Source organism: Kribbella sp. NPDC058693, from assembly GCF_042715335.1.
Lineage (GTDB): Bacteria > Actinomycetota > Actinomycetes > Propionibacteriales > Kribbellaceae > Kribbella > Kribbella jiaozuonensis.
In genome coordinates this window covers 1415423-1428952 of sequence record NZ_JBHXSQ010000003.1, presented here as the reverse complement: position 1 = coordinate 1428952, position 13530 = coordinate 1415423, and the positions used below count along the sequence as shown (strand labels likewise).

The 13530-nt window shown below is 67.6% G+C and carries 14 protein-coding genes; 9 read left to right on the top strand and 5 right to left on the bottom strand.

Annotated elements, in window-relative coordinates:
• Positions 1-128: 128 nt before the first annotated feature.
• From ACFWUU_RS25095 to ACFWUU_RS25075, 5 genes are read left to right on the top strand one after another with little or no spacing between them, the layout of a single operon-like run.
• Positions 129-1142, top strand: coding sequence for an ABC transporter ATP-binding protein (locus tag ACFWUU_RS25095; protein WP_137258110.1), 1014 nt, complete (start codon positions 129-131; stop codon positions 1140-1142).
• Entirely contained in the window at positions 1139-2119 is a 981-nt protein-coding gene (locus ACFWUU_RS25090) for an ABC transporter permease (protein ID WP_137258111.1), read from the top strand. The genes ACFWUU_RS25095 and ACFWUU_RS25090 overlap by 4 nt, the downstream gene beginning before the upstream one ends.
• Before the next feature lies 1 nt (position 2120).
• On the top strand, positions 2121-3155 hold the full coding sequence (locus ACFWUU_RS25085; RefSeq protein WP_170989954.1) for an ABC transporter permease: 1035 nt from the start codon (positions 2121-2123) through the stop codon (positions 3153-3155).
• Positions 3152-4150 carry an ABC transporter ATP-binding protein gene (locus tag ACFWUU_RS25080; protein ID WP_380178713.1) on the top strand — a complete coding sequence of 333 codons (999 nt, stop codon included), beginning with the start codon at positions 3152-3154 and terminating at the stop codon, positions 4148-4150. Before ACFWUU_RS25085 ends, ACFWUU_RS25080 begins: the two co-directional genes overlap by 4 nt.
• Positions 4151-4160: 10 nt before the next feature.
• Positions 4161-5552 (top strand): GH1 family beta-glucosidase, encoded by a 1392-nt coding sequence (locus ACFWUU_RS25075; protein WP_380178711.1) that lies wholly within the window; start codon positions 4161-4163, stop codon positions 5550-5552.
• A 12-nt stretch (positions 5553-5564) separates the two neighbouring features.
• Here the strand turns inward: ACFWUU_RS25075 and ACFWUU_RS25070 are convergent, their stop codons facing one another.
• Positions 5565-5987 (bottom strand): hypothetical protein, encoded by a 423-nt coding sequence (locus ACFWUU_RS25070; RefSeq protein WP_137258115.1) that lies wholly within the window; start codon positions 5985-5987, stop codon positions 5565-5567.
• Positions 5988-6147: 160 nt separating this feature from the next.
• Here ACFWUU_RS25070 and ACFWUU_RS25065 point away from each other — a divergent pair, with 160 nt between their 5' ends.
• Together ACFWUU_RS25065 and ACFWUU_RS25060 are read left to right on the top strand one after the other, a co-directional pair.
• Positions 6148-6900 carry a hypothetical protein gene (locus tag ACFWUU_RS25065; protein ID WP_380178709.1) on the top strand — a complete coding sequence of 251 codons (753 nt, stop codon included), beginning with the start codon at positions 6148-6150 and terminating at the stop codon, positions 6898-6900.
• A 299-nt stretch (positions 6901-7199) separates the two neighbouring features.
• Positions 7200-7688 (top strand): hypothetical protein, encoded by a 489-nt coding sequence (locus tag ACFWUU_RS25060; protein WP_380178707.1) that lies wholly within the window; start codon positions 7200-7202, stop codon positions 7686-7688.
• A gap of 29 nt (positions 7689-7717) precedes the next feature.
• Here ACFWUU_RS25060 and ACFWUU_RS25055 read toward each other — a convergent pair whose 3' ends face one another.
• The 3 genes from ACFWUU_RS25055 to ACFWUU_RS25045 all read right to left on the bottom strand — a co-directional run bounded on the left by ACFWUU_RS25055 (position 7718) and on the right by ACFWUU_RS25045 (position 9988).
• Positions 7718-8320, bottom strand: a complete 603-nt coding sequence (locus ACFWUU_RS25055; RefSeq protein WP_380178705.1) for a hypothetical protein — start codon at positions 8318-8320, stop codon at positions 7718-7720.
• A 183-nt stretch (positions 8321-8503) separates the two neighbouring features.
• Positions 8504-8995 carry a DUF1269 domain-containing protein gene (locus ACFWUU_RS25050; protein ID WP_137258119.1) on the bottom strand — a complete coding sequence of 164 codons (492 nt, stop codon included), beginning with the start codon at positions 8993-8995 and terminating at the stop codon, positions 8504-8506.
• Positions 8996-9091: 96 nt separating this feature from the next.
• Positions 9092-9988, bottom strand: a complete 897-nt coding sequence (locus ACFWUU_RS25045; RefSeq protein ID WP_380178703.1) for an alpha/beta fold hydrolase — start codon at positions 9986-9988, stop codon at positions 9092-9094.
• Between the two features lie 61 nt (positions 9989-10049).
• Between ACFWUU_RS25045 and ACFWUU_RS25040 the strand changes: the two genes are divergently transcribed.
• Together ACFWUU_RS25040 and ACFWUU_RS25035 are read left to right on the top strand one after the other, a co-directional pair.
• A complete protein-coding gene (locus tag ACFWUU_RS25040; RefSeq protein ID WP_380178701.1) occupies positions 10050-10814 on the top strand; it encodes a hypothetical protein in 765 nt (254 codons plus the stop codon).
• Between the two features lie 69 nt (positions 10815-10883).
• A complete protein-coding gene (locus ACFWUU_RS25035; RefSeq protein ID WP_380178699.1) occupies positions 10884-12764 on the top strand; it encodes a glycoside hydrolase family 5 protein in 1881 nt (626 codons plus the stop codon).
• 49 nt (positions 12765-12813) lie between these two features.
• Here ACFWUU_RS25035 and ACFWUU_RS25030 read toward each other — a convergent pair whose 3' ends face one another.
• Positions 12814-13506, bottom strand: coding sequence for an intracellular growth attenuator family protein (locus tag ACFWUU_RS25030; protein WP_137258123.1), 693 nt, complete (start codon positions 13504-13506; stop codon positions 12814-12816).
• Positions 13507-13530: the final 24 nt, after the last annotated feature.

The window sequence follows — 13530 nt, the reverse complement described above, 5'->3', positions numbered from 1 at the left end:
GGCCGGCGCCGCCTACCCCGCCTCCCCCTCTGCCTACCACCCACAACCTCACCCCCCCCGGCCCCCAGTTATGCGCCCCGCGGCGCCAGGGTCTCCCCCTGGCGCCGCGGACCCACGATTGGAGACCCATGACGGTCACCGAGACCGAGGTCGTTCTGGAGGCGGAAGGCCTCACGAAACACTTCCCGGTACGACGGGGCGTCCGCGATCTGCTGTCCCGCGAGCACAAGGTCGTGCACGCGGTCGACGACATCAAGCTCACGCTCCGCCGGGGCCGGGTGACCGCGCTGGTCGGCGAGTCCGGATCGGGCAAGTCGACGGTCGCGCGGCTGATGGCCCAGCTGTACGGGCGGACGGCCGGTGACATCCGGCTGCACGGCGAGTCGGTCACGGTGCGCGGCGGCCGCAAGTTCCGCGCGTATGCGCGCCGCGTGCAGATGATCTTCCAGGACCCGTTCGCCTCGCTGAACCCGACGCACACCGTCCGGTACCACCTGACCCGGTCGTTGAAGATCCACGGTCGCGCCGGCGAACTCGAGCAGAACCTCCGCGACCTGCTGGAGCGCGTGCAGCTCACGCCGCCCGAGCGGTACCTCGACAAGTTCCCGCACGAGCTGTCCGGTGGCCAACGGCAACGGGTTTCGATCGCCCGCGCGCTCGGCGCCGATCCCGAGGCGCTGCTCGCGGACGAGCCCGTCTCGATGCTCGACGTCTCGATCCGCCTCGGCGTACTCAATCTCCTGCGTGACCTGAAGGAACGGCTCAACCTCGCCATCCTCTACATCACCCACGACATCGCGTCCGCTCGGTACTTCGCCGACGAGACCCTGGTGATGTACGCCGGACGCCTGGTCGAGGGCGGCGAATCGGAAACCGTCACGCAGCACCCGGCCCACCCGTACACGCAACTGCTGATCGACAGCGCGCCCGACCCCGACCGCCTCGGCGAGCTCAGTACGCCGGAGGACCAGGCCGGCGGCGAACCGCCCAGCCTGATCGCACCGCCGACCGGCTGCCGGTTCCACCCGCGCTGCGTGCACGCGATGCCGAAGTGTTCGACCGAGCTGCCGCCCCGCTTCGAGCTGCCCGCCCAGGGTCACTGGGCCGCGTGCTGGCTCTACGAGGAAGGGGCTACTCGATGAAGTTCCTCCTGCAACGGCTGGCGTTCTACGTCTTCACCGCGTGGGCCGCGCTGACCATCAACTTCTTCATCCCGCGACTGATCCCGGGCGACCCGGTCACCTCGCTGATCAACAAGTTCCAGGGCCAGATGAGCACCGAGGCGATCAACTCGCTGTACGTGCTGTTCGGCCTGGACAAGAACGCGTCGCTCTGGAGCCAGTACGTCGACTACTGGGGTCAGGTGTTCCACGGCGACCTCGGGCTCTCGTTCACGTTCTTCCCGACGCCGGTCGCGGACATCCTCAAGCAGAGCCTGCCGTGGACGATCGCGCTGGTCGGCATCACGACGTTCGCCAGCTTCATGATCGGTACGTCGCTCGGCGTCATCGCCGGCTGGCGGCGCGGCTCGATCATGGACGGCTTGTTGCCGGTGACAACCTTCCTGTCGTCGATCCCGTACTTCTGGCTCGGTCTGCTCGCGATCACGCTGCTGGCCGGTCCGGACAGCTTCTTCCCGTCGTCCGGCGGGTACGAACCCGGTCTGGTGCCGGGCTGGACCGCGGAGTTCATCGGCAGCGCGATCCAGCACAGTCTGCTGCCGGCGCTGACGATCCTGATCTCGTCGGTCAGCGGCTGGATCCTGACCATGCGGAACATGATGGTGACGGTCGCTTCGGAGGATTACATCACCGTCGCGCATGCGAAGGGCCTCTCCGAGCGGCGGGTGATGGTCAGCTACGCCGCCCGCAACGCTCTGCTTCCGAACGTCTCCGGCTTCGCGTTGTCGCTCGGCTTCATCGTCGGCGGCACGCTGCTGGTCGAGATCGTCTTCTCGTACCCGGGCATCGGCTACAACCTGTTCCAGGCCGTCGGCGCCAAGGACTATCCGCTGATGCAGGGCGTCTTCCTGGTGATCACGCTGTCGGTCCTGGTCGCCAACCTGCTGGCCGATGTTGCTTACCTGCTGCTCGACCCGCGTACCCGGAAGGAGGGCTGACGTGTCCGCACCAACCAGCACCATCACCGCGGTCACCCCGGAAGGGCCGGAAGTCGCGGCTGTTCCCGCCAAGCGCCGCCGGCTGCGGTTCATCGCGAACCCGAAGGCCGCGACCGGCCTCGTCGTACTCGCGTTCTTCTGCCTGATCGCGATCATCGGCCCGTGGATCGCGCCGTTCGACCCGTCGGCGCGCAGCAGTGACCTGATCCAGCCGCCGTCGGGCAAGCACTGGTTCGGTACGACGCACCTCGGCCAGGACATCTTCAGCCAGGTTCTCGTCGGCACGCGTGGGGTGATGTTCGTCGGCCTGCTGGCCGGCCTGGTCGCGACTACGTTGTCGATCCTGATCGGCGTCAGCGCGGGCTTCCTCGGCGGCGCCGCGGACGACAGCCTGTCCGCGTTGTCGAACGTCTTCCTGGTGATCCCGGCGCTGCCGCTGATCATCATCGTTGCCTCGACCATCCCATCGGCCGGCGACCTGATGGTTGCCCTGGTCATCGGTTTCACCTCGTGGGCCTGGGGTGCGCGGGTGCTTCGCGCCCAGACGTTGTCCTTGCGACGGCGCGATTACGTCGAGGCGGCGCGAGCGACGGGTGAGAGCACCTGGCGGCTGATCACCTTCGAGATCATGCCGAACCTGACCGCGATCATCGCGTCCGGCTTCGTCGGTACGGTGATCTTCGCGGTGATGTCCGAGATCACGCTGGCGTTCATCGGCATCTCGACGATCTCCGAGTGGAACTGGGGCACGATCCTGTTCTGGGCGCAGAGCCAGCAGGCGTTGGCTCAAGGCGCGTGGTGGTGGTTCGTCCCGGCCGGCCTGGCGATCGCGGTTCTCGGTACGGCGCTGTCGCTGATCAACTTCGGCATCGACGAGTTCGTCAGCCCGCGGTTGCGGTCCAGCGGTCACACCCGGGTGAAGACCAAGGACGGCCATTCGGTCCGGATGCGGGTCGGGTTCACCCCGGTCCTCTCGTCGTCGCGCGAGCCGGTGACCCCCGTCGTACCTCGCAGTCATCAGGAGGAGGTCGCGTGAAGACGCCCGTACTCGAGATCAAGAACTTCCATGTCGACTACGGCCTCGGCGACGAGGCGGTGCAGGCGGTCCGCGATGTGACGCTGACGTTGCACCGCGGCGAAGTACTCGGCCTGGCCGGCGAGAGCGGTAGCGGGAAGTCGACGCTGGCGTACGGCGTGACGCGACTGCTGCCGCCGCCCGGCGTGATCAGCGGCGGCTCGGTGATCTACCACCCGCCGACCGGCGACTCGTACGACGTGATGGCGCTGACCGATGCGGAGCTGCGGAAGTTCCGCTGGGCCGAGACGTCGATCGTGTTCCAGGGCGCGATGAACTCGCTGAACCCGGTGCACAAGATCTCCACCCAGATGATCGACGTGGTCAAGGCACACGAGCCGCAGCTGAGTCCGTCGGCACGCATCGCACGAGCGCAGGAGATGCTCAAGCTGGTCGGGATCTCGGCCGACCGGATGGACGCGTACCCGCATCAGCTCTCCGGCGGCATGCGGCAGCGGGTGATGATCGGGATGGCGCTCGTCCTCGAGCCGCAGGTCGTGATCATGGACGAGCCGACCACCGCGCTCGACGTGGTGATGCAGCGGCAGATCCTGGCGCAGCTGGTGGAACTGCGGGAACGCCTCGGCTTCTCGGTCCTCTTCATCACGCACGACCTGTCGCTGCTGGTCGAGTTCTCGGACCGGATCGCGATCATGTACGGCGGCCGTATCGTCGAGCAGGCGCGCTCCGGCGACCTGTACAAAGACTCGCTGCATCCCTACAGCGAGGGCCTGCTGAAGTCCTTCCCGGCGTTGCGTGGCGAACGCCGGGAGCTCGCCGGAATTCCCGGCTCCCCACCGGACCTTCGGGGCATGCCGTCCGGGTGTTCCTTCCATCCGCGGTGTCCGCAGGCCTTCGAGCGTTGCTCCACGGAGATTCCCGTGCTGGGAATTCCGGCGGCACGCAACGACCCCACCCGTTCCGTCGCGTGCTGGCTCCCCGGCCGCACGGCTTAGAAAGGCGATTATGAGCAACGATTCTGAGCTGGTCGCGGGACTCCCGTCCGGATTCCGCTGGGGTGTCGCGACGTCGGCGTACCAGATCGAGGGCGCGATCAGCGCGGACGGCCGGACGCCGTCGATCTGGGACACCTACTGCCGGGTGCCCGGTGCGATCGACAACGGTGACACCGGGGATATTGCCTGCGACCACTATCACCGGATGCCGGCCGATGTTGCCCTGATCAAGGATCTCGGCCTGGATACCTATCGGTTCTCGGTCGCGTGGCCGCGGGTGCAGCCGCATGGCAAGGGTCCGGTGAATCCGGCCGGTATCGGGTTCTATGACCGGCTGGTCGACGAGCTGCTTGCCCAGGGCATCGACCCGTGGGTGACGCTGTACCACTGGGATCTGCCCCAGGAGCTCGAGGATGCGGGCGGCTGGCCGGTGCGTGATACGGCGTACCGGTTCGCGGAGTACTCGATGCTGGTGTTCGACGCGTTGAAGGACCGGGTCGACACCTGGACGACGCTGAATGAGCCCTGGTGCTCGGCCATGCTCGGCTACGCGTACGGCGCACATGCTCCGGGGCGGCGCGAGTACCCGGCCGCGATCGCCGCCGTACACCACCTGCTCCTCGCCCACGGACTTGCAACCGAGGCGATGCGCACGGCCTCACCCCGCAAGCTCGACATCGGCATCACGCTCAACGTCGCCACGGCGTACCCCGCCTCGGACGCAGAGCCGGATGTCGACGCCGCGCGCCGGGCCGACGGGATGGGCCGACGGATCTACCTCGACCCGCTGGTGCACGGCCACTACCCGGCCGATGTGGTCGCGGATCTCGCCCGTGAGGGTGTCGAGCTGCCGATCGAGGACGGCGACCTCGAGATCATCTCGGCGCCGATCGACGTCCTGGGCGTCAACTACTACTTCAGCCAGAAGTTCACCGGGTACGCCGAGGATGGCAGCACTCTCGACGCAAGCGGCCTGCCCGTCAGTCGCGACGTACCGCTCGGCAAGCCGCGCACCGCGATGGACTGGGAGATCGTCCCCGAAGGGTTCACCGACCTCCTGCTCAGCATCGCCCGCGACTACCCCGGCCTCCCGATGGTCGTCACCGAGAACGGCTCTGCCTTCGAGGACGTCCCCGACGCCGAGGGCTTCGTCGACGACATCGACCGTACGGCGTACTTCACCTCCCACCTCACCGCCGTGGCCAACGCGATCGAGCAGGGCGCCGACATCCGCGGCTACCTCGCCTGGTCGCTGATGGACAACTTCGAATGGGCCTACGGCTACGTCAAGCGTTTCGGCATCGTCCGCGTCGACTACGAAACCCAGAGCCGAACGCCCAAACGGAGCGCCCTGTACCTGAAGGAGCTCGCCGCCCTGCACGGGGGCCGCGGGACGTCGTGAGGTCGTCGGTGGCTACTCGGCGATCTCGCGCCCGTGGGCAGTCAGCGCCCAGATGATCAGCAGGTTCATCGCGATCATCGTGAGCGACCAGGCCGGACTGGCGGCCAGGAATCCGACGTTCACGATCGCACTCGCCATGGCCACCAGGACACCGACGATCCGGGCCCACATCTTGCCGGCGAACACGGCCAGTCCGGCTGCGGCGATGACGACACCACCGACGATGTGGACCCAACCCCAGACCGTGTAGTCGACCTGCACGGCGAGCCCCGACTTCTCGACCTGGTAGTAGCCGTCCTCGAACAGCGCCACGAGTCCCTGGAGCACATGGAAGACCCCGAGCAGCACCATGATCACGCCGGCGAACGCGATCCAGCCCACCCAGCCCGACATCATGGTGGGCGGGACACCGTGCCTCCGGCCCGGTTCAGCCACGTCAGCTGCTTCGCTCGATTTCGTGGAGTTCGACGTGGAATGCGACATGGCCGTCTCCCCTCGATGGAATCCTCGGCTCCAGCCTTCGCCCAGTCGGCCCCGCTTGCCTCATCCGGCGAGGATGAGGCAGGCCCGGCCTGAAAATGACACATTCCTGAGGGTGAGTGAGGCGCAGCGGCGATCCGGTGCCGAACAACCCGACGCCCGCGGACCACGAGGCGTGGGCCGGCTGGTCTGGTGGTGGTGTGCCTGTCTGGTGGCCGGGGTCGGAACAGTCTGTGTGCTCGCCCAATGGGGGGTGTCGGCGACAGTCGTCTTCGTGGGGCTCGGCGCGCTGGTGGCGGCCGTCGTCGCCTCATCGATCTGGTCGGGCGACTTCGTCCAGGGAGCGACGCGCAAGATCACCCTGACGACAGTTGCCGGCGCTGTTCTCGGACCGGCGGTGGCCGGACTGGTCGGAGCCTTCGGCGCTCTCGGCCTGTTGATCGTGCTGATTCTGATCGGTACGACGCCGGCGCTCGTCACGTGGGTCCGAACCCGATGGTTCGCGGCCGGCGGCCATCCGTCGCAACAGCGCCAGCCGGACGGCGCGGTCCCGATCCGGCCCGCCGAGGAGCAGCCGACCGCACAGGGGCAACCGCGGACGGAGACAACGCCGGCAGCGGAGGCGCAGTCGGATCTTGGTCACCTCGACGACGAGGCGCTCTGCCTGGCGTGGCGCCGGAGCTTCGTCCAGCTGGAGGCGGCGTCGTCGGCATACGAGCGCTTGACCCTGATCGCGCGGCGGCAGCAGTACCTCGACGAACTCGAGCGGCGATCGCCGCGCGGACTCGCGGCCTGGTTCGCCTCGGGTGCGCGCGCGTCCGGTGACCCGTTGCCCTACATCCACGGAGCCCGGCGCCCGACCGAGTGACAGGTACCGACGGGACGAGATCGTCCGCCGGGGATGACGCGGGTCCGGCCGACCGCGCCTACGGTGGGCCTATAGGTGGAGCGTGCGACGAATCGTCAGGATCGATCCGGACGCACCCGCCGGCGTCGCTCTTGGTGTCATTCTCTGAGGGGTGGATGGCGCCAAGAGCCGTCAGCCGCAGCGGCCCGGCGGCCGGATTCATCCGCGTGGGGTGAGGTGCGGGTGCGGCGACGGCGACACCATCCAGAGGAGGAGCCGCCGGTTCCGGCGGTGCATGACGCACGAAGGGGGATGTCGAAATGGCTGCGAAACGGGCCGGGGCGGCCATGACCGGTTTGGTCGTGTTCGCGGGTGTGATGCTCGTCATCACCGGGCTGGTCAACGTGTTCGAAGGATTTGTTGCTCTGTTCAACGACGAGCGTCTGGTGATCACGCCGGAGCACTTCGTCGTCGTGGACCTGACCGGCTGGGGATGGGTTCTGCTGATCTCCGGGCTGCTCCTGCTGGCCGCAGGATGCGGTGTGCTGGCGGCGCAGTCGTGGGCCAGGATCACGGCGATCATCCTCGTGGGGCTGCACGCCGTACTGCAGATCCTGTCGCTCGGCGCCTACCCGGTGTGGTCACTGCTGATGGTCGCGCTGGACATCGCCGTGCTGTACGCGCTGACCTCCGGGTGGGGTGAGGCGCGCGACCGGATCGGCCGGCGCTCCGAAGACGCCGCCTGGGACGGCCAGCAGGGCAACACTCAACCCAGCGCGACCGAAGAGCGCGTACCACCGATGGCGTAAGCGGCAGCCGCCCGTGGATCCGCTCGGCGTCAGGGCCGGCGCACGACCGTCGTGTGCCGGCGCGGCCAGCGCGGCCGGCTGAGGAGCACCCGTACGGAGAACTCGTCCAACTGGTACTGCGCCGCCGGCGCCCCCGTGTCCGAGCCGAAGGTGACTTCCTCGATGCTGAGCCGGTGATTTCGACCGAGCCGGTCGTGATAGCCGACCAGCCTGCCGTCCACGCGCAGGAAGGTCTTGCCGCTGGTGTGCCAGTCGAGGCGCAACTCCGTGAAGCGCGTGCTGGGTGTCGGCAACTGACCCAGGTCATGAACGACCCGTTGCAGCTTGACCCGGATGAGGGCCTGGCGGGTCGTCAGTGGCTCGAGTCCCAGGTCGAACGCGTCCCCGAGCTGAAGGATCCGCAACGAGGAACTGACCGTCGGCGCCGGATGCTTGATCCGTAGCAGGCAGCTGAGCCCGATGACGTCGAGGAGCGGCGTGTCGAGCCGGTAGCGCAGGATCCGGGTAGGTCCGATCGGCAAGGTGCCGTCGGCCGGATCCGCTGTGGGTGCGCCCGGGGAGATGCTGCCGGGCAGACCCTGGCAGGTCGGCGGGACAGGATCCGGGAACTCTGACGACACCCTGCGCAGCATGCTGCTCTCCCCCATCCCGGCTGTTCCTACGAAGGCGAACCGGCAGCTCGCCCTGGTGCCGGCGATGACCCTGGCGCAGAGCCTCATTGCGATCATCGTGTGAGCATCAGGGCGAGCCTGTTCCGCCGGCTCGGCGCCGCGTCGTCACGCGCGCCGGCGGGCGCTATGCGGTTCCGGAGCCCGCTACTGGGCGATCATCTCGCGCAGTTCGGCCTCCTGCTCGGCCGAGAGGTTCGACTCGATCAGCTCGGGCCGCAGCCCGCGCTCGTCGAAAGCCGCTTTCACCTTGTCGCCGACAGCGTCGCTCGACATCAGGAAGAGTGCCGAGGTTCCGGGGGTGATCTTGTCGCGGGCAGACTTGATGAAGTTGTCGTCGATGCCGACGTCGCTCAGCGATCCCGCCAGCGCACCGGTCGCGGCACCGATGGCCGCACCGAGGAACGGAACAAGGAAGATCAGCCCGAACAGCATGCCCCAGAACATGCCGCCCATCGCCCCGGCGCCGGCGAGGCTGTGCAACTGCCGGGTCTTGGGCTTCTTCTTGCCCGGCTCCCAGGACACCGTCGCCGCGTCGTGCACCTGGATGAGCTGTTGTTTGGCCAGCATCTCCAATGTTCCGACCGCGTCCTGGGCTGCTGTCGGGCTCTCGAACTTCCACACCGTCAGTGTCGCCATCGTGCACTCCCTTGGTCGGTCTGTCCGTCACCTGCAGCCTCGACCGACGACAAGGCCGACGCCTCATCCCCACCGGATGAACGAGGCCGCGGTACCTCAAACAGCCGGCCGCCCTGCACCGAGCGCGCTGAACAGCTCGTCCCAGTGCCCGAAGATCGTCCGGCCGTGGCCCTCGCCGGGGCGGACGATCAGCGTGGCGTGCGGGATCCGTTGGGCGAACCAACGGCCGTGTGAGGGCGGCACCATTCGGTCCGTCTCGCCGTACCACAACCACGTCGGCACGGTGAGCTCCGTGGGATCCACATCCCACGGACCTCCCCAGGCCACGTTGTCGCGCGCATAACCGTCGTACGACGCGAGCGCCTCACGCATGTCGGCCGCCCAGACTTCACGCGCCGCCGCGTCCAGCCAGCCGAGCTCCTCCCCCGGCACTCCCTCGAAGAACGCATCAACCACGTCCGCGTCGTCGAGGCTCAGCATCCGGTCGAAGTCCTGCGCCGCCTGCTCACGGAAGCCGTCCAGCGCACCGACGACATCACCCGCATCCACCAACGCGAGGAGCGGCAGATCCGGGTCGTCCGGATCCGCTGGCTCGATCAACCGCCACGGCCCGACCCCGCCCGCAAGCCCAACCGCCTTCACCCGTTGCGGATCCGCAAGCCCGGTGGCGATCGCGTACGGCCCACCACCCGAAGCACCGAGTACGGCGAACTCGCCGACGCCCAGCTGGTCAGCAACCAGCAAGGTGTCGTGACCAACCGACGCCAAGCTCGGCGAGGTGTACGTCGACCCGCCGTACCCCGGCCGACTGAACGAGATCAGCCGCACCCCACACCGCCGCGCGGCCCCGTCACCGAGCGATGCCTGCAGCCGCCCGGACGGCGTCCCGTGGTGAAAGATCACCGGCTCGCCTGCCGGGTCGCCGCCTTCCCAGATCTCGACGACCCGGTCGTCCGCCAACACAATGCGTTCTGGTCTAGGCAAAATGATCACTCACCGTTACCGTAGTGGCGGATCCCGAGGGGGGCTCGGGGACCGGGGGGAAGGAATCATCATGTCTCAGCAGCATCCGCACGACCCGAACCAACCGCAATTCCCGCAGTACCACTCACCACAGCAGCCACCTCAGCCGCCGTACCCGCCGCGTCAGGCGCCGTCCTCGCCGCAGCCGCCGGGACCGGGGTCGAAGAGGAAGCCGCTCTCGCAGGGTGCGAAGGTCGGGTGGGCTGTGTTGTCCGGCCTGATCCTGTTCGCCTTCGGCGCCGCGGCCGGCAACGCGGGCGCCGGCAAGCAGCCGACCGCTTCGGCGGACCTGCCCGCACCGACAACCACCGTGACGATCCCAGGCAAGCCGGTAGAGGTCACCGCCCCGCCGACAACCGTCATCGTGACAGCTCCACCAGCCAAGCCACCAACCGACACCAAACCAACCACGGCGCCGAAGACCACCAAGACCACCTACAAGAAGCTCACCGCGCGCCAGTGGGCGAAGATCGCCAAGAGCCCCGACGACCACATCGGCGAGGCCTACGTCGTCTACGGCCGCGTCACGCAGTTCGACGCCGCAACCGGCGAGGACGCCTTCCGGGCCGACGTCGACGGCGTGAAACACAAGGTGGAGTACGGCTTCGTCGACTACCCGACCAACACCGTCCTGACCAACCTCTCCGCCGACGTCTCCGACCTGGTCGAGGACGACCTCTTCCAGGCGAACATCCAGGTCCTGGGTTCGCTGTCCTACGACACCCAGCTCGGCGGCGAAACAACCGTCCCGAACCTGTCCGTCATCTCACTCAAGGTCATCGGCAGCGTGAAGTAGCCACCGTCGGCCCGGTGCGACGCGCCGGGCCCACGGGCGCCGACCACCACGAGCCCGGACGATCGGAACATGCGCAGAATCGCCCCGTCTGCAGTCATCGCCATGCTCCTGGCCGTCATCAGCCCGACAGTCCCCGCGACCGCCTCCGTTCCGGCCCGCGCGTCCGCTCTGCTCGTCGCCGACTGGACTCCCCCGTTGAGCACCCGCGGTCGCTACATCGTCGACGCCAACGGCAACCGTTTCCGCCTCAAGTCAGGCAACTGGCACGGCGCCAGCGGCACCTGGAACGGCTCCGGCGACCAGAACGACAACGCCAACCATCACGCCGGTGAGAACAGCCACCGGATGCCGCTAGGGCTCGATCGAGCCCCGATCGCCGACATCATCTCCGGCTTCGCCGAACTCGGACTGAACAGCATCCGCCTCCAGTTCTCGAACGAGATGATCCACGACACCGCACCGATCCCGGCCGCCGCCGTCGCCGCGAACCCGAGCCTGGCCGGCAAGACACCGCTCCAGGTGTACGACGTCGTCGTACAGCAGCTGACCGCCGCCGGATTCGCGGTCATCCTCAACAACCACACCAACACGACCCGCTGGTGTTGCGGGGTGGACGGCAACGAACGCTGGAACGCGAGCCAGTCGACCGACACCTGGGAGAACGACTGGCTGTTCATGGTCAACCGCTACAAGACCAACCCGCGCGTCGTCGGCGCCGACCTCTACAACGAGGTACGGCGCAACGTCCTCGACGACCCGAACTGGGGCCTCGGCGACGACCACGACTGGTTCGCCGCGTCCCAGCACCTCGGCGACCGGATCCTCACCGAGGCAAACCCGAACCTGCTGATCGTTGTCGAAGGCATCAACTGGACTGGCATCCCGGTCGACGGCTTCCCGCACGACCGGCCGACACTGACCCCGGCGCGCTACCTGTCCCACACATTGGTTGCCTCCGACAAGCTCGTGTACTCGGCGCACTTCTACGACTACACCGGCCCACGCCACAGCGGCGCGACCGGCACGGGTGAGACGAGTGATCCGCGGTACCGCGATCTGTCGCCGGAGGAACTGATCAGTGAGCTGAACCGGCAGGCGTTCTTCGTCACCGGCGAAGAGGGTCACTTCACCGCGCCGCTCTGGATCAGCGAGTTCGGCATCGGCCGTCAGGGGACGGGAACGTTGCAGCGCGCCTGGTTCGAGCACTTCGTCGATCAACTGATCCGCACCGACGCAGACTTCGCGTACTGGCCGCTGGTCGGCTGGCACAACACCGAGGGCACCCCGGACAACGGCTGGGCCCTGCTGGCGTGGGACTCCACCGGCCACCGCATCGGCCTGTACGACGGCGACGACTGGCGCGCGTCCGCCTGGACCCGACTGATGAACGCACCGAGCAAGACCGGACCGGTCGACACGGCAACGATCTGGAAGATGCTCAGCCCGGACCACGGCGACTTCGTGGAATCCCTCCGGATGCGCGCAGCCGGCGACTGGGACAACGGCGCCCGCAAAGCCGCCTGCCCCGACGGCCTCCGCCTGATCGGCCTCAGCCACACCGCCAACCGCGGCCTCTGCCGCTCCGGCGGACCGACCCCGTCGAGCGCATACGAGGTCGTGAAGGACGAGAGCCATGTCTCGTCCGACTGGGCTTCCGGCTACACGAAGTACGAATGCCCGCCGAACTTCTACCTGACCGGCTACAGCGTCCGCGGCGCCCGCGTCTCCTCCGCCCTCTGCACAGCCACCTCCCAATCCCTCGGCTCAACCGCCCGCACCATCTGGTTCGACCGCGGCGACAACCGAAGCGGCACCGGCGGCGACTTCGCAACCGGCAACTACAAAGGCCAATGCGCCAACGACGAATACGCCGCCGGCCTAGCCTTCACCACCCGACTCGGCTCCAGCGGTACGCCGGACGCGCTGTACTGCCGCAAGCTCGCGGGATGACTGTCGTCCAACTCCGCCAGGATCGGGCCCTGGCGGAGTTGGCGTCGCGTCAGGACGCGTTGATCTTCTTGTCGCGGATCAGTTGCCGCGCCGCGCGGATCTCGTTGTCGCTGCTGGTGATGGCCGCGCCCATCGAGCACTCGATGTTCGTCCCGCCCGACGTGGTCAACCGAAACACGTCGAGGTGTACCGGCACCTGCGTCTGGTCGACCCGGACCGGGATCGAGTCGGAGCGTGTCGAGACCGAGACGACGTCCCGGTAGAAGTACACGTCGGTGGATTCCTTGGTCCGGGCGGAGTTCACCAGCGAGACCTGGTACTTGAAGGCGTGCAGCTCCTGCTCGGCGAAGAAGATCACGATCCCCTCGCACTCGCTGGTGCGGTAGATCCCGTCCTTGCCCCGCTTCACGTCACTGGTGCCACCGAAGATCTTGCCGCCGACGATGACGGGCTTGATCAGTTCGACCTCGCTCTCGTCCAGGTCGAGCTTCTCGAGCGCGCGCTTCCGCAGGCCGCCCAGTGCGATGCTGATCTGGTGGTCGAAGTCGGCATCGGTGGGCCGGTCCGCCGTCTGGCGGTAGATCAGGTAGCACCCGAGCCCGATCAGCAGCAGACCGATCACCACCGGACCGAAGCTGGCGAAGAACAGCAGCAGCACGCCGATCACGATGCTGATGATGCCGGGTTTGTAGGACACCGGTTTGAAGTACTTCTCGTTCTGTGCGTAGTTGATGTCAGCCATGCCGTCCCCTCCCAGGGCAGAGCT

What these genes read in the sequence shown, in the direction of transcription:
- ACFWUU_RS25095 (WP_137258110.1), top strand. Translation starts at nt 129, where the DNA reads ATGACGGTCACCGAGACCGAGGTCGTTCTGGAGGCGGAAGGCCTCACG.
- ACFWUU_RS25090 (WP_137258111.1), top strand. Translation starts at nt 1,139, where the DNA reads ATGAAGTTCCTCCTGCAACGGCTGGCGTTCTACGTCTTCACCGCGTGG.
- ACFWUU_RS25075 (WP_380178711.1), top strand. Translation starts at nt 4,161, where the DNA reads ATGAGCAACGATTCTGAGCTGGTCGCGGGACTCCCGTCCGGATTCCGC.
- ACFWUU_RS25060 (WP_380178707.1), top strand. Translation starts at nt 7,200, where the DNA reads ATGGCTGCGAAACGGGCCGGGGCGGCCATGACCGGTTTGGTCGTGTTC.
- ACFWUU_RS25055 (WP_380178705.1), bottom strand. Translation starts at nt 8,320, where the DNA reads ATGCTGCGCAGGGTGTCGTCAGAGTTCCCGGATCCTGTCCCGCCGACC.
- ACFWUU_RS25050 (WP_137258119.1), bottom strand. Translation starts at nt 8,995, where the DNA reads ATGGCGACACTGACGGTGTGGAAGTTCGAGAGCCCGACAGCAGCCCAG.
- ACFWUU_RS25040 (WP_380178701.1), top strand. Translation starts at nt 10,050, where the DNA reads ATGTCTCAGCAGCATCCGCACGACCCGAACCAACCGCAATTCCCGCAG.
- ACFWUU_RS25035 (WP_380178699.1), top strand. Translation starts at nt 10,884, where the DNA reads ATGCGCAGAATCGCCCCGTCTGCAGTCATCGCCATGCTCCTGGCCGTC.
- ACFWUU_RS25030 (WP_137258123.1), bottom strand. Translation starts at nt 13,506, where the DNA reads ATGGCTGACATCAACTACGCACAGAACGAGAAGTACTTCAAACCGGTG.